Here is a 23,554-nt window from a genome sequence, read left to right as displayed (position 1 = left end):
GCAATAAACGAGCAATAAAAACATCCAATACTTGACGCTATTTTTTAGAATCGATGACACATAATTTGCAATTTTAATACATCTAAAAAATTTACATCACTGGTATAAATAACAGTTATTATTTGAAAGAAACTATTTTCACATGGAAACTTAATTCCCCCAACGTCAGACTTTACGCTGTGACGCCGTGATTTTTATTTACTTTATTAAGGGAGGTATTCCCGGCGTCTTGGTCTGGAACACGCGGGAGAAAATCAACGCCTTTCCTTATGAGCGAGTGACAAAGAAAGCAATAATCCGTACCATAGCTGCCCGTGATTTATGCAGGCCCTCGCGGCAATAGCGCCCTTTACACAGAGTTAAACACAGAGTTAACGTCATGAGCACTAGCGTTACGCTAAACCAAAAGCAGCAGTACAATTTGAACAAACTACAGAAGCGGCTGCGCCGCAATGTGGGTGAAGCCATTGCCGATTTTTCAATGATTGAAGACGGCGACCGAGTTATGGTGTGCCTTTCCGGCGGCAAAGACAGCTATACCATGCTGGACATTCTGCAAAGCTTACAGCGTAGCGCCCCTATCAAGTTTGAGCTGATTGCCGTTAATCTCGATCAAAAACAGCCTGGCTTTCCTGAGCACATACTGCCGGAATATCTGAACGAACTCGGCATTGAATATAAAATCGTTGAAGAAAATACCTACGGTATTGTCAAAGAGAAGATCCCTGAGGGAAAAACCACCTGCTCCCTATGCTCACGGCTACGCAGAGGCATTCTTTATCGCACCGCTACCGAGCTAAATATTACAAAAATCGCTCTGGGCCATCATCGCGACGATATGCTGCAAACGCTTTTTTTAAATATGTTCTACGGCGGGAAGCTGAAAGGTATGCCGCCCAAGCTTATCAGCGATGACGGTAAGCACATTGTTATTCGCCCGCTGGCCTACTGCCGTGAAAAGGACATTGAAAAATACGCTGACGCTAAAGCGTTTCCGATCATTCCGTGCAACCTGTGTGGTTCACAGCCGAATTTACAGCGTCAGGTGATTAAAGAAATGCTGCGCGACTGGGATAAACGCTACCCGGGGCGTATAGAAACTATGTTCAGCGCCATGCAGAACGTCGTGCCTTCACACCTGTGCGATCGCGAGCTGTTTGACTTTTCTGCTATTACACAGGGAATGGCGCTTCCAGACGGCGGCGATCTGGCGTTTGACCGAGAAGAACTGCCACTAACATCGTCAGGCTTTGATGCACAGGACGAGGGTGAACTGGGTATTAATATCGTTGAAGTAAAATAGTCGCCTCCATTTGTAAAAAGGCGGTTTCCGCCTTTTTACAGCCACTTACTTCGCTTAAGCCACCAGAGTATCCCACCGCCAATCGTTGCTAGGCACAGGCAAAAAATAGCGAAAGCGCCGCTTTTCCCCCCACCCGGAATCCCCCCCAGATTGACACCAAACAGCCCGGTAAGAAAGGTTGCCGGTAAAAATAGCATTGCCATAAGGGACATAGTATAAGTGCGTCGGTTCATGGCGTCAGCCAACAGAGAGTTAATTTCATCTACAATAACCGCCGTGCGGGCGATTGTCGCATCAAGGTCGTCCAGCACGCGGCCTAGCCGCTCTGCAATATCCTGCATGCGGTGGCGGTCTTCGCTGTTCATCCAAGGCAATCTCTCATTAGCCAGCCGAGAAAACACGTCGCGCTGCGGCATCAGGTGACGGCGTAACACAATCAGCTGCTTGCGGATAAGCGCTACCTCGCCTCGTTCGGGAACCACCTGCTCCAGCAGGCCGTCCTCCAGCTCGATAACGCGACCGTGTATATCATCAATAAAATCGCTAACGCGGTCGGTTAGCTCGTCCAATACCTCCACCAGCCACTCTCCCACATTTTTAGGACCGTTGTGGTTAAGCAGCTCGTGAGTGACCTCGTCAATGGCGTGGATAGGACGATGGCGAGTGGACACAATCAGGCTATCTGTCAGGTAAACCCTCAGCGTGACCAAAGGATCCGGCAGCGATTCGTTATTCAAGTTGATGCTTCTCAGTACCACCAGCGTCCCTTCTCCCTGCCGGGAAACTCTGGGGCGACAGCTCTCACCGGATAGCGCATCCTTAAATGAATCAGGCAGCAGCGTCGTTTTGCTAAGCCAAGTCAAGCTTTCCGGTTGCTCATAGTCAAAGTGTAGCCAGCACGGCGATGTGCTTGACGCTTCAGTGATATCCGCAACGGGGAGTACGCCCCCTTTGCCATCCAGCTGCCAGGCGTGTATTGCCTGAGATATCGCTAACTGTTTACCGGTTATCTTCTCCACATCAACCACCTTTGTTACTGAGCGCACGCTCCTGCCTAGTTTGCCTTTTTATCCAACACGGAGGTCGTCAAGCGCGAGATGCAGCAAAGCTTGTCATTCTCGTCATAAATTCGGATATCCCACACCTGCTGGCTTCGCCCAAGGTGTATGGCTTTCGCTACGCCGCGAACGCGCCCTTGGCGAGCTGAACGCACGTGGTTGGCGTTAATTTCAATCCCCACCACCAGCTTATCGCCCTCGGTGCTCATATATCCCGCCACAGAACCCAGAGTTTCCGCCAGCACAACAGAAGCGCCGCCGTGTAAAAGGCCAAACGTCTGCACTGTTCGGTAGTCAACCGGCATTGTTGCTTCAAGAAAGTCCGAGCCAATCTGGGTATAGACGATGTCAATGTGCTCCATCATCGTCCCTTTAGACAACTGATTTAGCACGTCCAGCGTCATTGGGCGTTTCCACATAGTACGTTCCTTAAGTCTATTCATTAAATCAGCGCTAACAGCGCCTGAAGCGGGTGTTTCAATACCGCTTGGTTAAACCGTTTTACCTGACTGCGGCAAGAGTAGCCCGTTGTCAGACAGCGATCGGGGCTTCTTGCCTCTAGCGCTTTTCGCCATGACAGATCGTAGATCGCCGCAGAGCTTTCCGCCTTATCAGCCTCGTGACCGTAGGTTCCCGCCATGCCACAGCAGCCGAGATTAACAACGTTTAGCGTTGCGCCAACGCGACTAAACAGGCTTTGCCACTGGCGGCTGCTGACCGGCAGAGCGGTGCTTTCAGTACAGTGACCAAACAGATACCACGGCTCCGGCTTAGGCGCTTTTTCCGGCAACAGGTGCGGGTTGTTTGCCAACCACTCATGCACTAAAAGCACCTGAAAGTCACCCCGAGCCTCCCCCAGAACCTGCTTATACTCATCGCGGTAGCAGAGAACCAGCGCGGGATCGACGCCTACCATAGGGATACCCAGCCGTGCGGCCCGATTTAACACCTCAGAGGTTCGCTTCGCCGTGCGGGAAAACTGGTGTAAGAATCCTTTAATGTGCTGTGCCTTCCCGTTGGGATGAAACGGCAGCAGCACGGGCGTCATACCCAATTTTTCAATCAGGCGAACAAAATCAAACACGACTGCCGCATCGTAGTAGCTGGTGAAGGGATCTTGCACGACCAGCACGTGGCGACTGCGCTGTTCATCACCCATGGTTTCAAGCTGTTCCAGCGTGACTGAACTCGCGCGGTGCCCTTGGAGCTGTTGTTTCAGAGTAGGCGTAGAAAGCAGCGGCAGATTCACCATACCAATGCCCTTTTCCCCTACGGCCTGCATCCACGGCTGACGGATAAAGAAGTTGAACATCTTCGGCGCTTTAGCCATCAGCGGCGCGTAGAGCTCTACTGACGCGACCAAATGGTCTCTGACCGGGCGGAAGTAGCGGGTATGGTAAAGCTGTAAAAAACGGGCACGGAAGGCCGGAACGTCTATTTTGATGGGGCACTGTGTTGAGCAGGCCTTACACGCCAGACAGGCGGACATAGAGTCTTTGACCTCATGGGAGAAATCATACTCTCCACGGCGTTTAGCCCAGGCGTTCTGCGTTTTGGCCAGCAGGTCTCGCCAGCTTAAACGACGCTGCGCTAGCTCTTGTTCGAGAACCATCGGATCGACACCCGCTTCTGCCAGCTGGCGCAGCCACTCGCGCACCAGTGTCGCTCGCCCTTTTGGTGAGTGAACCCGATCGCCGCTCGCCTTCATGGAGGGGCACATCGGGCTGTTCACATCAAAGTTAAAGCACAGGCCGTTACCGTTACACTCCATCGCCCCTTTAAACGACGTTCTGACCGCCAGAGGAATTTGTCGGTCATAGGTTCCCCGCTTGACGGCATCCACTTTCAGCAGTGGTGCATCACTCTCTAGAGGAGTACAGATTTTTCCCGGATTCAGACGATTAAGCGGATCGAAGGCGCCTTTGATCCTGCGAAGCTCTGCATACAGAGTCTCGCCGAAAAACTCAGCGCTGTACTCGGCTCTAAAGCCTTTTCCGTGCTCGCCCCACAGCAGACCGCCGTATTTAGCCGTGAGAGTCACTATCCGATCGGAAAGCGTCTTCATCAGACGTTCCTGTTCTGGATCGCACATATCCAGCGCCGGACGAACGTGAAGCACGCCCGCGTCAACGTGCCCAAACATGCCGTAGGCCAGCCCGTAGCTGTCCAACAGCGCGCGAAACTCCGCAATATAGTCAGCCAACCGCTCTGGCGGCACACAGGTATCCTCGGCAAACGGAATCGGCTTTGCTAATCCTTTGGCGTTACCCAACAGGCCAACGGCCTTTTTACGCATGCCGTAAATGCGCTCAATATCCGCTAGATCGCTACACAGCTGATAGCCAATGATGCCCGCTTCTCCCTGTGCCATCAGCGCATCAAGCCTTTCACACAGGTAGGTTACCCGCTGTTCAATCAACTCGCAGTCGTCACCGGCAAATTCAATAATATTCAACCCCTGCATGTCTTTGCCGGGTACGTCGCTAATCAGGTTTTTGACGGACTCCCAGACAATATCTTCGCGCGCGAGGTTGAACACTTTAGAGTCAACGGTTTCTACCGAGAGCGCCTTGGCTTCAACCATCAGAGGCGCATTGCGCAGCGCGGAATCAAAACTATCGTATTTGACGTTAACCAGTCGCCGCACGGACGGCAGCCGAGTAATATTCAGGCGCGCTTCGGTAATAAATGCTAAAGACCCCTCAGAGCCGGTCAAAATGCGAGTCAGATCGAACGTTTTCAGATCGTCACTGTAGACATGCCTTAAGTCGTAACCTGTCAGGAAGCGGTTAAGCTTTGGAAAGTGATCCAGTATCTGCTGGCGCTGCGTTTTGCACCGTGTCATCACCGTTTGATAAATTCGGCCCACCTGAGTATCCTGTGCCGCCAGCGACTTCGCCAACGCTACCTGCATGGGGGCGGTATCTAACAGTTCGCCGTTTAGCAGCACGCTACGCAGACCCAGAACGTGGTCGGAAGTCTTACCGTACACCAGCGAACCCTGCCCAGAGGCGTCAGTATTAATCATCCCCCCCAGCGTTGCGCGGTTACTGGTAGAAAGTTCCGGTGAGAAAAAGTAGCCGTGAGGCTTCAGGTATTGATTAAGCTGGTCTTTAATAACGCCAGCCTCAACGCGCACCCAGCCCTGTTCCAGATTCAGCTCCAAAATGCGGTTCATATAGCGGGACATATCAACAATAATGCCGTCGTTCAGCGATTGGCCGTTGGTTCCCGTTCCGCCACCTCGGGGGGTAAAGCGCAGATGTTTATATTCGTCAGCGTCGGCAGTGCGCGCAATAATGACAACGTCGGCTGTCGAGCGGGGGAAAACGATCGCCTGTGGCAAAAGTTGATAAATGCTGTTGTCCGTCGACATTGTTAGGCGATCGGCATACCCGGTCGCCACGTCGCCGCTAAAGCCTGAGCGCTTAAGCGCCGCCAAGTACTCCACAACCCGACTATCAACACCGGGTGCCTGTTTTAGCTGAGGAATCATTGCCGCCCATCTCTTCTTTTTCTTATTGATTAAAATATGCAGCCCGATATGTGTCATCGTCACAGGCCGAAGCCGCCTAAGACGGAAGTGACACGTCAACGAGCCGCTTCTGAACATTACCCAATCCCGCAGACTAGCACACCGCGCATCCGTTTGCGTAGCCCACAGGGAAAATTATCCCACCCATTTCAGGCGTCCCGCACCGAGTGCAATAGCAAACCAGCGTCTCGTTAACAGTATGGCAAAGGGAGAAAATTTCGCGCGGGATCGATTACGGTAGCGTAACCGCCGTCTATCGCCGATAATATTCAGAATAATCCGTTCATCTACCACGAGTATGGTTCATGACTCAGCCTCAAAAACAGTTTAATCTCGCCCGCCTGATATTCGGCGTGCTGTTTATTGTTATCCTTATTGTTGCCAGCTTTTGGGTTATTCGCCCTTTTATTCTCGGTTTCGCCTGGGCAGGCATGGTGGTGATCGCCACCTGGCCTCTGCTCCTGCGCATGCAGAAAATCACTGGCGGTCGCCGTCTTCCCGCAGTCATCATTATGACTCTGCTTTTAGTGCTCTTGTTTGTACTGCCGTTTAGTCTGGTTATCAACAGCATCGTTGATAACAGCGGTCAGCTCGTCAGCTGGCTGGGAGATCCCTCTAACTGGCATATTCCAGCGCTAACCTGGCTGGAGGATATTCCTCTGGTGGGCGAACGTCTGTATAAAAGCTGGCAGTCGCTAACAGCTGACGGCGGCAAAACGCTGGTGGCCAGCGTTCAGCCCTATGCCGGTGCCGCAACCACCTGGTTCGTCTCTCAGGCCGCTCACGTGGGGCGTTTCGTGCTGCACGGCACGCTGATGGTCGTTTTCAGCGCCATTCTGTATGCCAAGGGCGAGGCGGTTGCAAAAGGCATTCGACACTTTGCTCTGCGCTTAGCGGAAGAGCGCGGTGAAGCGGCTGTTATCCTTGGCGCTCAGGCTATTCGTGCCGTTGCATTAGGTGTGGTTGTTACCGCACTGGTTCAGGCGCTGCTAGGCGGTATCGGGCTTGCCGTTGCCGGTATTCCCTACGCTACGCTGCTCACTGTCTTGATGTTTATCTGCTGTCTGGCACAGATTGGCCCATCGCTAATCCTCTTTCCTGCGGTGATTTGGCTCTACTGGACCGGCGACAGCACGTGGGGAACCGTGCTGCTGGTGTGGAGCTGCGTGGTGGTTTCTCTGGACAACTTCCTGCGCCCGGCGCTGATCCGCATGGGAGCAAATCTTCCTTTGTTGCTGATTCTTTCCGGCGTTATCGGCGGCCTGCTGGCGTTCGGCATGATCGGCCTGTTTATTGGCCCTGTCGTGCTGGCGGTATCGTACCGGCTGATCTCCGCCTGGATGGATGAAGTGCCCGAACCTTCAGACAGCGTACCGGATCTCGATGACGCTCTTGGTGAAAACAAGTAGTCAGCTTCAGCTATAGCAGAGATAAAAACGCCGTTCAAAATGAACGGCGTTCTTTATTAGGCTTTTGTTTGACAATCGTTAGGCCGAAACCGCGTTTTGCTCCGCCAGCGCCAGCCAGGTTTTAATCACCGTATCAGGGTTAAGAGAGATACTGTCGATCCCCTGCTCCATTAGCCAAGCGGCAAAGTCTTCGTGGTCGGACGGCCCCTGACCGCAGATGCCCACGTATTTACCCTGCTTTTTCGCTGCACGGATCGCCATAGCCAACAGCGCCTTCACCGCCTCGTTACGCTCGTCAAACAGCGTGGAAACCACGCCTGAGTCGCGATCCAGCCCCAGCGTCAGCTGAGTCATGTCGTTAGAGCCGATAGAAAAACCGTCGAAGTGCTCCAAAAACTGTTCTGCCAACAGTGCGTTAGAGGGTATTTCACACATCATGATGACTTTAAGGCCGTTTTCACCGCGCTTAAGCCCTTCATGAGCCAGCTGATCGACAACCGCTTTAGCCTGCTCAACGGTGCGAACAAACGGGATCATGATTTCCACGTTAGTCAGCCCCATCAGGTTGCGCACGCGCTTCACGGCTTCACACTCCAGCGCAAAGCAGTCTTTGAAGTCGTCAGACACGTAGCGCCCCGCACCGCGGAAGCCCAGCATCGGGTTTTCTTCATGAGGCTCATAGCGGCTGCCGCCAACCAGATTGGCGTATTCGTTAGACTTAAAGTCTGACAGGCGCACAATCACGCGCTTTGGCCAGAAAGCCGCCGCCAGCGTCGCAATGCCTTCAGACAGGCGGCCAACGTAGAACTCCACCGGATCGTCGTAGCCCAGCATTAGCTCGCGAATTTCCTCTTTCACAGAGGCATCCTGCTGGTCAAACTCCAGCAGCGCTCGCGGGTGTACGCCGATCATGCGGTTAATAATGAACTCAAGGCGAGCCAGGCCGACGCCTTCATTCGGCAGTCTGGCGAAGTCAAACGCCCTATCAGGGTTACCGACGTTCATCATTATTTTCAACGGGATTTCCGGCAGTGTATCAAGCTGAGAGCTTTGTACTTTGAACGCCAGCGCGTCCTGATAGATAAAGCCGGTATCGCCTTCCGCGCAGGAAACCGTAACCTGCTGTCCTTCCTTCAGGATGTCCGTCGCGTTACCGCAGCCCACCACCGCAGGAATACCCAGCTCGCGAGCAATAATCGCCGCGTGACAGGTGCGTCCGCCCCGGTTGGTGACAATCGCTGCCGCCCGCTTCATGATAGGCTCCCAGTCCGGATCCGTCATATCGGTGACCAGCACGTCTCCCGGCTGAATGCGGTCCATCTGGCTCAGGTCGGTAATGACTTTAACCGGCCCCGCCCCGATGCGGTGACCGATCGCTCGCCCTTCAACCAGCACGTTACCGCGATTGTGCAGCTGATAGCGCTCCATCACCTGTTCGTTGGCGCGCACGGTTTCCGGCCTGGCCTGCACAATGTACAGCTTACCGGTATGACCGTCCTTTGCCCATTCGATGTCCATCGGGCGGCCGTAGTGCTGCTCAATAATAATAGCCTGACGCGCCAGCTGATGGATTTCCTCTTCCTCCAGACTGTAGCGGTTGCACAGAGCCTCCTCTACGTCCTCGGTTCTCACCTGCTTGCCGTGCTCCTTACTGTCGGCATAGACCATGCGGATCTTTTTCGATCCCATCGTGCGGCGCACGATAGCCGGCCTGTCGTTCATCAGTGTTGGCTTGTGAACGTAAAACTCATCAGGGTTTACTGCCCCCTGAACCACCATTTCACCCAGGCCGTAAGCCGAGGTGATAAACACCACCTGATCAAAACCTGATTCTGTATCCAGAGTAAACATCACCCCTGAAGAGGCTAAGTCAGAGCGCACCATGCGTTGAACGCCCGCAGATAGCGCCACGCCCCGGTGGTCATACCCCTGATGGACGCGGTAAGAAATAGCGCGATCGTTAAACAGTGAAGCAAACACGTGTTTAATCGCCACCATCACAGCGTCGATACCCTGCACGTTGAGAAAGGTTTCCTGCTGCCCGGCAAAGGAAGCATCCGGCATATCCTCAGCCGTGGCGGAAGACCGCACAGCAAAAGACGCGCCTTCATTGCCTTCTGATAGCGTTTGATAAGCCTCGCTTATCGCCTGTTGAAGTTCAGGCTGGAAAGGCGTGTCGATAATCCAGTTGCGGATCTGTAACCCTGCATCGGCCAGAGCCTTGACGTCGTCTACGTTGATGCTATCAAGCAGTTGATAAATGCGCTGATTTACGCCGCTTTGCTCAAGAAAATCGTTGAACGCCTGAGCCGTCGTGGCAAACCCGTTTGGAACCGAAACGCCCAGTTCACTGAGATTAGCGATCATTTCGCCTAAAGAGGCATTTTTACCTCCAACACGATCAACATCATGCATTCCCAATTGGTTATACCAAACAACATATTGCTGACAGCTATTGATAGCAGACATTAGCGGTGTCCCATTTATTTAATCAGGATGGATAAATAACAAAAATGTCCATAGGTGCAGTCGATTTGCCCCTACCTTTAAAAGCTTACACAGCAATAGAACAGTTATGAAATGGTTAATCGTTTCGGCCAGTTAACTTAATTTTATAATCTCAACCCACGCGTTAATTTGTTCGAAATCGCTCTTTATTTTTTCGATATCAACAATTTTAAAAGGGAAAATGAATGGCTGTTGACGAATGAAAGAGAGAGTGATGTGATTGCGCCATTCTAAAGTTGGGTCAGCGGGAACGGATTTTTATGGAACGTACAGTTTTTTTTATTTCAGACGGCACCGCCATTACGGCTGAAGTGCTGGGGCACGCGGTACTTTCCCAGTTTCCAGTCAGCTTCAATCAATATACGATCCCCTTTGTTGAAAATACCCAAAAAGCCGAAGAGGTTTGTCGCCAGATAGACGGCGTATATGAAAAGACCGGTCAGAGACCGATCGTCTTCTACTCTATCGTTGCTTCTGATATTCGCGCCGTGATCGAGCAGAGCCACGGCTATTGCCAAAATATCGTCCACACATTGGTCAGCCCTCTTGAACAGGAATTGGGTGTCGCCCCCATTCCCGCCGCCCATCGTATTCACGGGCTAACGGCCAGCAATCTGACCAAGTACGATGCCAGAATTGCCGCCATTGACTATGCCTTGGCACACGACGACGGCATCTCCTTGCGAAACCTCGAAGATGCTCAGGTTATTTTGCTTGGCGTTTCGCGCTGTGGAAAAACGCCGACTAGCCTCTATCTGGCCATGCAGTTTGGTATCCGTGCGGCTAACTACCCGTTTACTTCTGACGACATGGACAACCTGCTGCTTCCCCCTGCGCTAAAGCCTTTTCACAGCAAGCTGTTTGGGCTGACTATCGCGCCGGAAAGGCTGTCCGCCATTCGCCAAGAGCGCCGGGAAAACAGCCGATACGCTTCACTGCGCCAGTGCCGGATTGAAGTCACAGAAGTTGAAGCGCTTTACAGAAAGCACAACATTCGCTTTCTTAACAGCACCAACTACTCCGTGGAAGAGATATCCACCAAACTGTTAGACATTCTGGGCATGACGCGCCGTATGTATTAAATGCTTCAGGCTGCTAAACGCTGTGCTTGCTTATTGAGCGCAGCGTTTCTCTGTCTAGCCTTTCGCCGTTTAATTTCTCACCTCACCTCTCACCTCGCTTCTCGTCGTTACCTCTTGAAACGAATTTGACCTTTTCGCTATTTGCAAGGCGCAACGTTTCCGTTATTGTGATGTCCATCACTGTTCGGCGCATCGCCGAAGAGAAGAACCGCTTTTAGAGAAACATCATGCACAAAACTGATGAACTCAGGACCACGCTGGTCGACAGCCTGATGACGCCTGAGGAACTGGCGCTGCGCTATCCAATGACTGCGGATATCGGCGCTAGCGTTACCGCTTCGCGGCAGCGCATTGAACGCATTATTCACGGCGAAGACCGCCGCCTTCTGGTTATTGTTGGCCCCTGCTCCATTCACGATACCGAGGCAGCACAAGAGTACGCGCGACGATTGAACGAACTGCGGATCCGCTATCAGGATCGGCTTGAAATCGTCATGCGCACCTATTTTGAAAAACCACGCACCGTCGTTGGCTGGAAGGGACTGATTTCCGACCCCAATCTGGATGACTCCTTCCAAGTTAATAAGGGGCTTGCTCTGGCTCGTTCACTGCTTATCCAGATCAATAAGCTTGGGCTGCCAACAGCGACTGAGTTTTTAGATATGGTGATCGGGCAGTATATTTCTGACCTTATCAGCTGGGGGGCAATCGGCGCACGCACCACAGAAAGTCAGGTACACAGGGAAATGGCTTCGGCGCTGTCCTGCCCGGTAGGATTTAAAAACGGCACTGACGGCAGCACGCGTATCGCTCTGGATGCCATACGCGCTGCACGCTCAAGCCATATGTTCCTCTCTCCAGACAAACGCGGCCAGATGAGCATTTACCGCACTCGCGGTAATCCCTATGCTCACGTTATTCTGCGCGGTGGTAAAACCCCCAACTACCACGCCGCTGACGTAGCCGCTGCCTGTGATAGCCTTCGCCAGTTTGATTTACCAGAGCATCTGGTCGTTGACTTCAGCCACGGCAACTGCGAAAAGCTTCACCGTCGCCAACTGGACGTTTGTGAAAACGTGTGTCAACAGATTGAGGCGGGTTCAAGAGCCATCGTCGGTGTGATGGCAGAAAGCTTTTTAACGGAAGGCAATCAAAAACACCAGCGCGGTCAGGCGCTCACCTATGGGCAGTCAATTACCGACCCGTGCCTGAGCTGGAGCGATACGGAAAACATGCTGGAAACGCTGGTTCGTGCGGTAGACAGTCGGTTTTAGGCTATCTGAACGGCGGCGTCCGGTCATCGCCAACGCCGCACTTTTTTGTTAGCAAGCCATGTTAGCTCACCCTATTAACAGCATCTTTTAACGGACAATATCCGCCATCCACACTCCTAGCTCAGCCAGCTCTTTAGCCTGTTCTGGGAAATCGATCGCCGTTTCATCACAGCGTCGTTTCAGCGCTTCGCTTTGATACTGACATCCCTGCAGGCGCTCCGCCAAAGCCTCCAACGGTGCGGGATTCAGGCTATCAGTAAACAGCTGTGTTCGACTAATAAACCCTTTCTCCACGTCAAAGTGAAGTTCAACGCCGCCCCACACAAAGCGCTGGTCTAACAAATGGGTAAACGCTGGAGCCTGACCGAAGTTCCACTGCCAGCTGCTTTGGCGCGCAAAGGTTTCCGCAAAGCCCGGTAAATCAGGCAAGGCATCGGGAGAAATGTGCTCAGCCTCTACCCGCTCACCGTAGTGGGTAAAAAAACACTCCGTGACGGCGTCACATATCTGTTGGTGAGTAATGCCCGGTAAAAACTCATTCAGGTTTGTTACCCGACCTCTAACGGAGGCAATGCCTTTTGCCTGCAGCTTTTTTCTGTCGGGGTTAAGGTAGTTAGCGAGCCTTCCCAGATCGGCACTGAGCAGCAGCGTTCCGTGGTGAAATCCACGATCCATGGTTTCGCGATAGGCGGAGCCGGACACTTTCTTTTCACCCTCTGGCGTTGCCACCACCAGATCGTTACGCCCTGAGGCTTCGGCCTTGATGCCCAGCTGATTGAGAGCGTTCACCACAATAGCCGTGGATACGCTTTTATCGTATTCAGGCTTGCCCGCCATAAAGGTAAAACAGGTATTGCCTAAATCATGGAAAACCGCACCGCCCCCGCTGCTGCGTCGGGCGAGCTTGACGTTATCCTCTTCCATGCGCCGCGTATTGCACTCTTTCCACGGATTTTGTGCCCGACCAATAACCACCGTATCAGCGTTACGCCATAGGAATAATACCCGCTGAGTCGCTGGCATCTGGCGAAAAATGCACTCTTCCACAGCCAGGTTAAACCAAGGATCGTAAGAGTCTGAAATCAGCAGGCGCAGTGAAGAAGGCATACGGGTATCCTTAACAATGAATAGCATGATATCCCGTTATTTTATCATAAATTTTGCATCATCAAGACCGGGAAAAACACGTTTCCCGGCCATATTCCTACTCTATCAATGATGAACAGAGATGAACTTAGCTGGCGCTGAAGACGCGCAGACGATGGCCGTCTAGATCGCAGGCAGTGAAGGTATAGCCAAACTCCATCTGCAGCGGCTCCTGAATGATTTGTATCCCTTTTGTCTTCCACTGCTGATAGCAGCTGTCCACTTCCTGCTCGGACGCTAGGCTCAATGCCAGTTCACCGCTGGCAGTAATCGCTCCAGCTTTAGGCTCTACAGTATGCTTTGACCAGAGCCCTAACAGCACGCCGGACTCAAAGCGGAACATGGCGAACGTCGGTGAGGACTCTATAGGCGCGCGCTCAAGGATCCCCTCATAAAATGCACAGCTGGCTTCAGGGTTGTCCACGTATAAAATCATCATGTCGATATCTAGCATATATTCTCCTTAATAAATGGGGTGAGCCGCGCCGGGAAAGCGATGCCCGGTCAGTACAGAGAAATATACAGTGGGGAAGTGACAGTTTTTGTCAGTAGTCGATTAGCTATGTGGGATATCGTTTTGACGGTACCACTCTTTGAGCAGCATCTGACGGCGCCGGGGGTATCTTTCATCAAGCTCGTGAATCTCACCAAGCCTGTCTACGCGAAAGCTTCTCGCTTCATTGCGCAGTTCGCACCACGCCAGCAGCACGCGAACATCGTTAAAAAAACCGATGGCAAACGGCCACAGAGTTCGCTGCGTTGAACGCCCTGCTTTATCCGTATAGCTGACTTCGAGCTTTCGCTCTTTCTCGATGGCCGCTCTCAGACGAGTGATAACTTCATGACAGTGTAGGCTGCTATCCGCAGGGCCAATAATCAGCGGTGACAGTTCAAGACGATGACGTAACTCAGGCGTAACAACGGCAGAAATTTTCGCCAGCGCTTGGGTCGCCGCATCTGCCAGCTCGTCATCCACCCGCTCTTTCACCCATTCGGCACCCAACATCAGTGCCTCAACTTCCTGTGGTGTGAACATCAACGGCGGCAGCAGAAAGCCTTCTCTGAGCACATAGCCCATACCGGCTTCCCCTTCAATGGCCGCCCCTTGCGCTTGAAGACTGCGAATGTCGCGATAGAGCGTTCTTAAGCTTATGCTAAGCCGAGAGGCCAGCTCGCTGCCGCTAATGGGGTATCGATGGCTGCGAAACAGCTGTAACAGCGCCAGCAGGCGCTCAGGACGTGACATGAAATGTACTTAGAGCCTGCGAGACTGCCAGTAGGCGCTCTTCCAATACGGGCTGTCTAATGAGGATGTCATCACCCCTTTGCTGGTAGACGCGTGTAAAAAATTGCCGTCGGCGTCGTAAATACCGACGTGCAGGCCGTTTTCACCTCTGCCGGTTTTGAAAAACACGAGATCGCCAGGCATTAATTCAGTGCGAGAGACCGGTGAACCGATGTTTGCCTGCTGTCGGGTAGTGCGGGGAAGATTAATGTTAAATCTGTCTTGGAACGTTAAGAGGACAAAGCCTGAACAGTCAACGCCGCTGCGCGACATGCCGCCATATCGGTACGGCGCACCGTGCCACGTTCTGTGCTGCTCTTTCAACTGGGCAAGAACGTAAATAGGATCGGAGAGCTTTCCACTCGGCGGCGGCGCACGATGGCTGGAACAGCCCGCCAGCACCAGTAATAAAGCCACAGCGATTAAATGACGTAAACGCATTGAAGTCTCTTCTCCACATATTATTCTCACTACAGATGCTTAATTAGCCTAATTAAGGGAAAAAGACAAGATATCTGTTCATTTTATCGAGTTAATACGCATTTTTTGGTCATATCCCGAGTTTGCTCCGTTTTTCTAACCAAACGATCGTCAAGATCCTACTTCGACCAGCCGTAAAAAATAATCCCGTAAACTCGACAGAGTCCTCTCATCAACAGTCATCCTACATAATAGTTCAAAACGTTTTTTACGGCAGAGCTTTCCCTTCAAGCACCGTTTTATCGCTATTAGCCTCTTTCAAATATTGAACGCTGGGCGTTTTCACTTTTTCTTATTGCGCCCATCGTGGTACAACTGAGGTAAATAATCTCTTACTCTCCCCATTCATAACCTATAACCGAGGTGCCTCCATGATCGATTTACGCAGCGATACCGTAACCCGCCCCAGTCAGGCCATGCGACAGGCCATGGCAGGCGCCGAAGTGGGCGACGACGTCTACGGTGACGATCCCAGCGTTAACCAGCTAGAGCAAGAGGCTGCGGTGATGTCGGGAAAAGAGTCTGCGCTGTTTTTACCTACCGGCACACAGGCTAACCTCGTTGCGCTGCTCAGCCACTGCCAGCGCGGGGAAGAGTATATTGTCGGGCAGAAGGCCCATAACTATATGTTTGAGGCCGGAGGCGCAGCCGTTCTCGGCAGTATTCAACCACAGCCGATAGATGCAGCTCCTGACGGTACGCTACCGTTAGATCTCGTCGCCAGCGTCATCAAGCCGGATGACATTCACTTTGCACAAACCCGCCTGCTCTGTCTGGAAAACACACACAATGGTAAAGCGCTGCCGCTGGACTACCTTCAGCAAGCCTGGGCCTTTACGCGCACGAAAAAGCTGGCGCTGCACGTTGACGGCGCGCGCATTTTTAACGCTGCGGTTGCGATGAATGTTCCCCTCAGCACGCTTACCCAATACTGCGATACACTGACGATTTGTCTGTCTAAAGGGCTTGGCGCCCCGGTCGGTTCACTGCTATGCGGCAGCGCTGACTACATTAAGCGAGCCCGCCGCTGGAGAAAAATGACCGGTGGGGGCATGCGTCAAGCGGGTATTTTGGCGCAGGGAGCCCTGTATGCATTACATCATAACGTTAAGCGGCTGCGGGAAGATCACGAAAACGCCCAGTGGCTCGCTCAGCAGCTTGGGGACATGGGCATTGAGATTATGGAGCCCGGTGCGCAAACCAACATGCTGTTTATCCGCCTCCCCGTTAACGAGGCTAACCAGCTTGGCCCTTGGATGAAGCAGCGCGGTGTGTTGATTAATGCAGGCCCGGTCACTCGGCTGGTTACTCACCTTGACGTATCCAGAGAGGATCTTCAGCGCGTAGTCGATCTTTGGGGAGAATTTAAAAGCCTGATTTCTGTTCGCAGCCAGAACGGACAGAATGCGTCCAGAGGAATTTACGAGGGGTAACCGCTGTCTTCGGAAAGCCAGCGTTGTATTCAAAAACGTGGTTATACTCTCCCACCATTAGTTTTTTCCGTCACGAAACGTGCTCGCTTTCTCACTGAGCGGGCACGCTCATCTTGTATAAAAACCGCTAGGCCTTTTTCTGAATTTTTTCGCATTCACTAAAAAGTATCATCGCGTTTTTTGACCGATCGCCAATGAAAAACGCTCGCCCTGAAGACGTATCCACCACACCGTAGCGCATAGCATCTACTGCCATAATTCGCTGATTTTTATATTGAATAAGTTTTGGGCTACGGTACTTCCACTTGCCGCTGTGACCAACGAGAAACTCGTCTCCCATATCAAAGACAGAGTAGTACATCCCGTCCCACTTGCCCGCCGTCGGGTTATCTGCTGGTGCATTGAATGCTTTACAGTTAAAGCGTTCTTCGGCGTGATGTACTGCGGGGATTTCAGGAATATATTCTTGGGCCTGTACGGCAAAGCATCCGCACAGGGAAGTCAAAACAAGGAGTTGCTTAATCATGGTGATGTCTTCTGAGTGAATAAAAGATCCAATAAACGACCAGGCACCTCCCTTTGCTGTATAATTCTTTCATAGGTGAAAAATTCAATCAATAAATTCAATATATCTTTTTAATTTAATTCAACCATTCAAAATAAATAAAATAAACAGATTATCTCACTAACCAGAGCCAATAAAAGAGCTGACCTTTTCCACTTAACGGCAGGTCAGCCCTATTAACTAATTTTCTAAACGGGAGTGACGGCAGCATGCATCAGTTCTCTGACCGCTTCCTCTCCCCGCGTTGAATACGCATAGTGAACGCGCATAGCGCTCCAGGATGAATAGACCCGATTGCGTAACGCGTTAAAGGCCACACCGTCGAGCGCATCTTTTGTTATTCCATAATCGCTTTTAGCAATATCTTTCATTACCGGCAGCGTCAGCTTCACCGCAGGAACCGACAGCACAAAGTCATGATCCCCCAAGTGGCAGATATACCCTTCCTGCCGGGCAATGTTAGCCAGAGTAAATCCATCCCCTTTTTTTACCACCAGCCCGTAGGTAACGGGATCAGCACCGGCAATCAACGCGGCGGCATCTAACCAAGCGGCAATCTGCTTTTCATCACTTTCAGCCGTAGGCGGCTGATGCGCACAGGCTGTTGCTACCACCAGTTCTGCCGGCATTTTCCGGTAAATCAGTTCGGCCAAGGAAAGAATATGGTGTTCTCCTGTTCCGGCCAGAGTGTGTTCTGGCCGACTGGCTCTGTCTTCCTGCCATTGAAAAACATAGGGCTTATGAAGATCGTGTAAAAGCTGTGCTGCCAGTGCGATATCTCGCTCGACCTGATAGTGATAAACACTAAGGTAGGCATCAATGATACTGTTAGTAATCGAGACATTGGTGGCGACGTGAGTAGCCAGCCCGCCGGGATAGGCATGATGGCTTTGATAGCCGCTTCCCGGTGCGCTAAAAAACGCCTCGCCGTCTTTACGCGCTGCCGGTAACGGTGGAAAAACGTCACTCTCGCTGGCTTCGGTATAGCCTTTAGCTCTAAGGGCCTGCCAAACGTCACGTCGGCTCTCGGCATCCATCCGTCGGATAGTTAAAGGTTCTGGCTGCCGATATATCGTTTCAATCAGCTGGCGCAGCTCTGCATTTTTGACGGTACCTATTTGCTGCTCCAGATAGCCTCGCGCCTGCTGCACTAAAAAAGAGGTTTGGGCCATTTGCTCTGGGCGCATTGCTTTACACGTCTCCAGAGAAACCGCAGTCACCGTCTGCGTAGTGCGTGGAGATATTCCCTGAGCCCATACCGTTTCCTGAGGAAAAAATAGCGCAGCAGCGGCTGCCGTAGCGGTACTTTTAATAAAAATTCGTCGACTATGGTCGCTTTTCATCACTCATTCCTTATTTATTATGTGTCGCTTTATAGGCATTGCTTTAAAAACAAGATGAGGATAATCACGCCGTATAACGGTAGCGTGAAAGCGTAGTGACACTTTTATGACAGAGATAAAACGGTCTTTTGAAAGTCTATTTAAAGAGTGGCATTCATATATTTAGCCAAGTACCAAATCCCCCTACTCTCCGTAACTTACTGTTATCGCTGACGTAGTGAGTCCGCTGTTTTATTAGGTATCTGATACATGGGCGTTTTAAATAATAAAAGGGGCGGCGATAAGATCGGTTTATGATTAAAATACACTTTTATTGACGTAATCACTGACCGTCACTAGCTCCAAAATAACGCACAAAGAGACTTTTTTATGTCTAAATCGATAATCACGTCCGACGGCTTGAAGATTGTTACGATGCTGGCCATGCTGGTTATCATTTTGGCCGGCATCAAGGTTGCAGCGGCAATCGTTGTTCCACTGATTCTTTCCCTGTTTATTGCCGTCATTCTTAATCCTGTCGTGCGTAGCCTAGAAAAACTGAGAATTCCCCGCGTGCTGGCCGTTTCGCTGCTGTTAGCGATTCTCGTTGTTACCGTTTTCTTATTAACGTCCTATTTGGCAACGGCGCTTAACGAACTTGCAAGAACCCTCCCCCTGTATCGCGCTTCGCTTCTTACCCCATTGCAGACGTTCTCTCTTTGGCTGCAGGATGCTGGGATCAGTATTTCTGTCGAAGAGCTGGCGGCATATGTTGATCCCAATGCCGCCATGTCTATGCTGACCAAAACAGTCACTCAACTATCTAACGCTATGACTTCCGTTCTTTTGCTGCTGTTGACGGTGGTTTTTATGCTGCTGGAAGTGCCACAGCTTCCCGGTAAATTGCATCAAATAATGTCCCGCCCCGCAGAGGGAATGGAGGCTATCGCACGAGCGGTTAATGGCGTAACGCACTATCTGGTATTAAAAACTGCCATTAGTTTGCTTACGGGGCTGGTTGTATGGGGCGTTCTGAGCCTGCTTGACGTTCGTTTCGCGTTTATCTGGGGGCTTTTGGCCTTTACGCTGAACTTTATCCCCACTATCGGCTCAATACTGGCCGCGATCCCTCCCGTGTTACAGACACTGGTATTTAGCGGCTCTTACGATGCCCTGATCGTGGCATCGTCTTATCTTGTGATTAATCTTGTTCTGGGAAATATTCTTGAGCCAAAAGTCATGGGTCGTGGTCTGGGGCTATCAACACTGGTCGTCTTTCTTTCGCTGATTTTCTGGGGCTGGCTGCTGGGCCCTGTAGGCATGCTGCTTTCCGTACCGTTGACTATCGTACTGAAAATTACTCTGGAACAGACCAACGGCGGGCATAATATTGCCGTTCTACTGAGTGACGTACCAAACGGTGCGCCTTAGCGCTGTGGCCTATTGTGACTGTGCATTCTGTTTAATGTGGCTAATTTTATAGAGGGTTAAAGCGTGAAAGAAGTAACGGGTCGTCTTTCTATTGGCGATGCTGAAACCACAGTGAAAACGTTGGCTATAGATATTTGTATGCCGATTGGCGCCGAGCGTCTTGCTACGTTTCAGTTTCAACATTCCCCTGTGCATCCTATTGAGATGGAGCGCGCGATTGAGATTGTCGAAGATATCATTATGCCGCAACGGCAACGGCTTGGAGAGCTCGCCGCGTTAGCCACTGATAACGCCTTTGTTAGGCAGTTCCCTGCCCTTACGTCAGTTCGTGCTCCCGAGAAAAATACCGTTACCGTTGAGCAGGTTGAAGACGTTTTCAATCAGTTGGCTGACATCGTGAGCGGAAGCCCTGTGACGGAGAAATCGCCGCCCTATGACATAGCGTTTACCTCGACGCTGCTGATTGTCAGAGAGCTACTCCACCACTGGAATATTCGCGTTATCCGGCTCATTAACAAAGAAGCATAAAAAAACCCCGCAGGTGCGGGGTTTATAGCGCGATAGCGTCTGAAATTAGCGCAGAAGCTCAGCTTCTGCTTCTTTCAGCTCTTCAAGCGCTTCATCAAGTTTTTTCTGCTTTTTAGCGATCTTATCGCTTCTGCCATCAGCCTGAGCTTCTTGCAGTTCCTGACGACGTTCTGCAACTTTAGCCTTCTTTTCGGCTACGTCTTGCTCACGCTGAACCTTAAGCGTCGCGTCAGTACAGTGGTCTTTAATTTCCTTCAGTGCGGTTTCCAGCCCCGCTACGCGATTAGAGTTGCCATACTTTTTGGCCTGCTCAATTTGCTGTTCCACTTCATGCTGCTTGGCTGCACATCCGGTAAGCCCGTTAGCCGCCTGAGCGGTAGAGGCAAAAGAAAGAGCCATTAAGCAGGCCGATAGCGCGGTCATTTTGAAATTCATCACATATCCTTATTTATGTCATCACACTTCGCCATAAAGTGTAGCCTCAAGATCTTAACTAAATCTTAAAACAAAATACATATTTACGCGTTGCAAAACAAATAAACCGAAAAATGGCTAGGCAGTCTTATTTCCAGATGACAATCGCTCAAAGTTTTGCATTACTCTCTCACAGCGTCGCATATACAGATAACAGAACGCTGTAAACAGCAGAGAAATCACACCGCCAATCGCCGTCAGGTCAATAAGCGTTGACGTAGAGTGACCAAAAAATGCATTCAGGCAGTGCGGCCATATAAAGCCTAGCAGCATACCGCAGAGCGTGTTTAACGGTAGCGCAATATAGAGCCTTACTTTTTGAGTAAGCAGCTTTATGGTCAGCATTGCCAACAGGCTCAAAGGTACAACACCAAACAAAAAAGCCACTATTAAAGGAACAAGGAAAAGTATCAAACCAATAAAGCCATAGATACCGCCTAGTACATCAGGATAAGCCCTATAGAAGCTAAACAGCAGCAGTGCCATAAGCGGGCCACCCAAAAGATAGAGCAAGAGCGTAAAAACAATCAGTTTAGAGCGGATTTTAGTATTCATTGGCAACAGCCTTGTCAAATATAGCCTCTGCTGCGGCATGACTAACGCTATCTGTTAGCCATGCCGCCACCGCCATACAGCACTAAGTCAATCGACTAAAATGCGGGGATTCGTCGCTCCCCACAGGATAGACATTTCGGTAAACAGTGCTCCGCTAATGTCTTCAATCTCTTCCGCTTTAATCTCTGCCTTGCCCTGTTTACCAAACAGGACAACCTCTTCCCCTGAGGTGACGTTTTTCAAATCTGTAACGTCAACCACGATGGTATTCATTGAGGTTTTCCCCAATACCGGCAGGCGCTGCCCCTGAATCAGCACGTGTCCTGCATTACTGAAAACGCGGCGATAGCCATCGGAATACCCCAAGGGGATATTAGCTAAAAGAGAATCTCGCTTAAGCGTATAGGTGCGATCGTAGCCAACGGTATTCCCTTTCGGATAACGGTTTAGCGAGGCAATATTCGATTTGAAAGTCATCACTCGCTGATATTCAGTACTGGCGATGGTGTCGCCATAAAACACACCGCCAACCCGCACCATATCCAACCATGAATCGGGTACCGTGAGGGTAGCAAACGTATTGGCGACGTGAAGTTTAACCTGCTCACGAGGAATGCCCGTCACTTCCAGCACGCGGGCTGCCTGCTTCTGAAAACGCGCTAGGTCAGATTTCACCTTGGCAACATCTTCTTCCGGGTAGTGCGACATAATGCCTACAACTTTCAAATGCTTCAGTGCCGAAATAGCCTTAGCCTCTTCTAAACCCGCATCACGACTCACTTCAAGCCCGTTACGCGACATGCCACCAGAGTTTAATGCCAGATGAATGCGCAGCGCTTTTTCTCGCCCCGCAGCCAGAGCGTCTAGTCGTTTTGCCATATCCAGACTGCCGATAAGCTCTTCAACGTCATAGTCTATCGCCTGTCGCATCTCTTGCTCAGTGGCGTTTCTTACGCGCATCAAACGCCCCTGAAAGCCCAATTCTCTAACAGTCTTTAGCTCCTGATTGCTAGCCACGCCGATGCACTGTACGTTATTTTTCATTATGACTGGAGCCACTAAAGCAAGATCGTGGCCGTAAGCATCGCCTTTCAAAATAGCGCAAAGCGTTGATTTACCGTTCAGCAACGCCTGCACTTTCTTAGTATTAAAATCCAGCGCGCTTTGGGAGATTTCTAACCAAGCATTGTTAACAACGGCTTGCTGCTGACCTGCGTTTGACTGCGTCGAATACTCGGTCTGGCTACAGGCAGCCAGAGTAAAAAGCGGCACCAACAGCAGGTGGCGAAAACGAAATGTCATGTATGCTCCTTGGGAAAATATTTCATAAAAATAGGCCAATAGGCTGATTTACTAGCTATTTATTCAACTTACCACACTTCTCACTTTTGGAAGGTGTGTTTCTTACGCATAGTGAATAAAAATGCTTTTTTTTCGAATACTGTTCTGCTGATAGGAATGCTGTCTCGATGTGTCCGCTTTAATTTACAGCTGCCAATCTCTCTTTACTTAAAACGTTTTTTAGCATTTAAACTTTTTTTGAGTGAGGCTTGATGATTTTATTTATGTGACTAAAATCACGTTTACTGGTTAAGAAACACTGTTTGTTCACTACTGAAAGGAGGATACATTATGGCAAAGCTAATTAAATCAACGTTCGCGCGCATTTCCGATACCGTTGTTGAGCTGTCCACTCCTCACTTCTTTTAAACGAGAATCAAGACAAAAAGAAAACGCCGTTCAATTTCGAACGGCGTTTTCTTTCTAAATCACCCCTCATAAATTCGCCAACAGCTCCCTCAACCAATCGGCTGAGTCCTTCCCTTACAGTGACGAGATATTAAGCAGGCAAAGGCCTGACAGCCTAGAATCACTTGACGCTCAATCGGATTTTCACTATGTTATGCACCTGTCGCAAGACACCTTCCTCAAGCCGGTATAGCTCAGTTGGTAGAGCAGCGCATTCGTAATGCGAAGGTCGTAGGTTCGACTCCTATTACCGGCACCAGTTAAATCAATAAACTGAATAAAACCGCTTATTTAAATGATAAGAATCTTATCAACAAAAAAAGATAAATTTCTTAATAAAACGCTCGGCTCAACGCTATTTTCTCCCTTAAGCGAGTGGTCGCCTCGTTTTTCAGGCTATCTCGCAGGCGCCATTGA

At 50.8% G+C, this 23,554-nt stretch carries 20 protein-coding genes and 1 tRNA gene; 8 read left to right on the top strand and 13 right to left on the bottom strand.

Features of this window, described 5'->3' with window-relative positions:
* The first annotated feature begins 379 nt into the window (after positions 1 to 379).
* On the top strand, positions 380 to 1,303 hold the full coding sequence (gene ttcA, locus DQM29_RS08380; RefSeq protein ID WP_111740261.1) for a tRNA 2-thiocytidine(32) synthetase TtcA: 924 nt from the start codon (positions 380 to 382) through the stop codon (positions 1,301 to 1,303).
* Positions 1,304 to 1,338: 35 nt separating this feature from the next.
* Here ttcA and zntB read toward each other — a convergent pair whose 3' ends face one another.
* The 3 genes from zntB to ydiJ are packed head-to-tail and all read right to left on the bottom strand — an operon-like array spanning position 1,339 to position 5,857.
* Positions 1,339 to 2,322 carry a zinc transporter ZntB gene (gene zntB / locus DQM29_RS08375; protein WP_111740260.1) on the bottom strand — a complete coding sequence of 328 codons (984 nt, stop codon included), beginning with the start codon at positions 2,320 to 2,322 and terminating at the stop codon, positions 1,339 to 1,341.
* 35 nt (positions 2,323 to 2,357) lie between these two features.
* Complete coding sequence (locus DQM29_RS08370; protein WP_111740259.1) at positions 2,358 to 2,780, bottom strand: hotdog fold thioesterase; 423 nt, start codon at positions 2,778 to 2,780, stop codon at positions 2,358 to 2,360.
* A 23-nt stretch (positions 2,781 to 2,803) separates the two neighbouring features.
* Positions 2,804 to 5,857, bottom strand: a complete 3,054-nt coding sequence (gene ydiJ, locus DQM29_RS08365) for a D-2-hydroxyglutarate dehydrogenase YdiJ (protein ID WP_111740258.1) — start codon at positions 5,855 to 5,857, stop codon at positions 2,804 to 2,806.
* Between the two features lie 344 nt (positions 5,858 to 6,201).
* Here ydiJ and ydiK point away from each other — a divergent pair, with 344 nt between their 5' ends.
* A complete protein-coding gene (ydiK, locus tag DQM29_RS08360; protein WP_111740257.1) occupies positions 6,202 to 7,305 on the top strand; it encodes an AI-2E family transporter YdiK in 1,104 nt (367 codons plus the stop codon).
* Between the two features lie 78 nt (positions 7,306 to 7,383).
* Here ydiK and ppsA read toward each other — a convergent pair whose 3' ends face one another.
* On the bottom strand, positions 7,384 to 9,774 hold the full coding sequence (gene ppsA, locus DQM29_RS08355; RefSeq protein ID WP_111740256.1) for a phosphoenolpyruvate synthase: 2,391 nt from the start codon (positions 9,772 to 9,774) through the stop codon (positions 7,384 to 7,386).
* A gap of 299 nt (positions 9,775 to 10,073) precedes the next feature.
* Here ppsA and ppsR point away from each other — a divergent pair, with 299 nt between their 5' ends.
* Both ppsR and DQM29_RS08345 read left to right on the top strand, forming a co-directional pair.
* Positions 10,074 to 10,895, top strand: a complete 822-nt coding sequence (ppsR, locus tag DQM29_RS08350) for a posphoenolpyruvate synthetase regulatory kinase/phosphorylase PpsR (protein WP_111740255.1) — start codon at positions 10,074 to 10,076, stop codon at positions 10,893 to 10,895.
* 227 nt (positions 10,896 to 11,122) lie between these two features.
* Positions 11,123 to 12,169: a 3-deoxy-7-phosphoheptulonate synthase gene (locus DQM29_RS08345; RefSeq protein WP_111740254.1), complete on the top strand. Its 1,047-nt coding sequence runs from the start codon at positions 11,123 to 11,125 to the stop codon at positions 12,167 to 12,169.
* Positions 12,170 to 12,256: 87 nt separating this feature from the next.
* Here DQM29_RS08345 and lplA read toward each other — a convergent pair whose 3' ends face one another.
* The 4 genes from lplA to DQM29_RS08325 form a co-directional block, all read right to left on the bottom strand.
* The gene (gene lplA / locus DQM29_RS08340; protein WP_111740253.1) at positions 12,257 to 13,276 is read right to left on the bottom strand and encodes a lipoate--protein ligase; all 1,020 of its coding nucleotides are present in this window, start codon (positions 13,274 to 13,276) and stop codon (positions 12,257 to 12,259) included.
* A gap of 127 nt (positions 13,277 to 13,403) precedes the next feature.
* Positions 13,404 to 13,769: a VOC family protein gene (locus DQM29_RS08335; RefSeq protein ID WP_111740252.1), complete on the bottom strand. Its 366-nt coding sequence runs from the start codon at positions 13,767 to 13,769 to the stop codon at positions 13,404 to 13,406.
* A gap of 102 nt (positions 13,770 to 13,871) precedes the next feature.
* Positions 13,872 to 14,561 carry a helix-turn-helix transcriptional regulator gene (locus tag DQM29_RS08330; protein WP_111740251.1) on the bottom strand — a complete coding sequence of 230 codons (690 nt, stop codon included), beginning with the start codon at positions 14,559 to 14,561 and terminating at the stop codon, positions 13,872 to 13,874.
* Between the two features lie 9 nt (positions 14,562 to 14,570).
* Positions 14,571 to 15,041: a C40 family peptidase gene (locus DQM29_RS08325; protein WP_111740250.1), complete on the bottom strand. Its 471-nt coding sequence runs from the start codon at positions 15,039 to 15,041 to the stop codon at positions 14,571 to 14,573.
* A gap of 410 nt (positions 15,042 to 15,451) precedes the next feature.
* On the opposite strand from DQM29_RS08325, the gene ltaE reads away from it, so the two are divergent.
* The gene (ltaE, locus tag DQM29_RS08320) at positions 15,452 to 16,513 is read left to right on the top strand and encodes a low-specificity L-threonine aldolase (protein ID WP_111740249.1); all 1,062 of its coding nucleotides are present in this window, start codon (positions 15,452 to 15,454) and stop codon (positions 16,511 to 16,513) included.
* Between the two features lie 127 nt (positions 16,514 to 16,640).
* On the opposite strand, the gene DQM29_RS08315 is transcribed toward ltaE, so the two are convergent.
* Complete coding sequence (locus DQM29_RS08315; RefSeq protein WP_111740248.1) at positions 16,641 to 17,039, bottom strand: hypothetical protein; 399 nt, start codon at positions 17,037 to 17,039, stop codon at positions 16,641 to 16,643.
* A 227-nt stretch (positions 17,040 to 17,266) separates the two neighbouring features.
* Positions 17,267 to 18,421: an HD domain-containing protein gene (locus DQM29_RS08310; protein WP_111740247.1), complete on the bottom strand. Its 1,155-nt coding sequence runs from the start codon at positions 18,419 to 18,421 to the stop codon at positions 17,267 to 17,269.
* 369 nt (positions 18,422 to 18,790) lie between these two features.
* On the opposite strand from DQM29_RS08310, the gene DQM29_RS08305 reads away from it, so the two are divergent.
* Positions 18,791 to 19,831 carry an AI-2E family transporter gene (locus DQM29_RS08305; protein WP_111740246.1) on the top strand — a complete coding sequence of 347 codons (1,041 nt, stop codon included), beginning with the start codon at positions 18,791 to 18,793 and terminating at the stop codon, positions 19,829 to 19,831.
* Between the two features lie 63 nt (positions 19,832 to 19,894).
* Complete coding sequence (locus DQM29_RS08300; RefSeq protein ID WP_111740245.1) at positions 19,895 to 20,359, top strand: hypothetical protein; 465 nt, start codon at positions 19,895 to 19,897, stop codon at positions 20,357 to 20,359.
* A 45-nt stretch (positions 20,360 to 20,404) separates the two neighbouring features.
* Here DQM29_RS08300 and DQM29_RS08295 read toward each other — a convergent pair whose 3' ends face one another.
* The 3 genes from DQM29_RS08295 to alr all read right to left on the bottom strand — a co-directional run bounded on the left by DQM29_RS08295 (position 20,405) and on the right by alr (position 22,690).
* Entirely contained in the window at positions 20,405 to 20,794 is a 390-nt protein-coding gene (locus DQM29_RS08295) for a DUF1090 domain-containing protein (protein WP_111740244.1), read from the bottom strand.
* A gap of 117 nt (positions 20,795 to 20,911) precedes the next feature.
* The gene (locus DQM29_RS08290) at positions 20,912 to 21,388 is read right to left on the bottom strand and encodes a hypothetical protein (RefSeq protein WP_111740243.1); all 477 of its coding nucleotides are present in this window, start codon (positions 21,386 to 21,388) and stop codon (positions 20,912 to 20,914) included.
* Between the two features lie 87 nt (positions 21,389 to 21,475).
* Complete coding sequence (gene alr, locus DQM29_RS08285; protein WP_111740242.1) at positions 21,476 to 22,690, bottom strand: alanine racemase; 1,215 nt, start codon at positions 22,688 to 22,690, stop codon at positions 21,476 to 21,478.
* Between the two features lie 630 nt (positions 22,691 to 23,320).
* On the opposite strand from alr, the gene DQM29_RS08280 reads away from it, so the two are divergent.
* Positions 23,321 to 23,396: transfer RNA gene (locus tag DQM29_RS08280), tRNA-Thr, on the top strand.
* Positions 23,397 to 23,554 lie beyond the last annotated feature (158 nt).

The organism is Leminorella richardii (genome assembly GCF_900478135.1).
GTDB lineage: Bacteria > Pseudomonadota > Gammaproteobacteria > Enterobacterales > Enterobacteriaceae > Leminorella > Leminorella richardii.
This window is presented reverse-complemented; position numbering and strand designations above follow the sequence as displayed.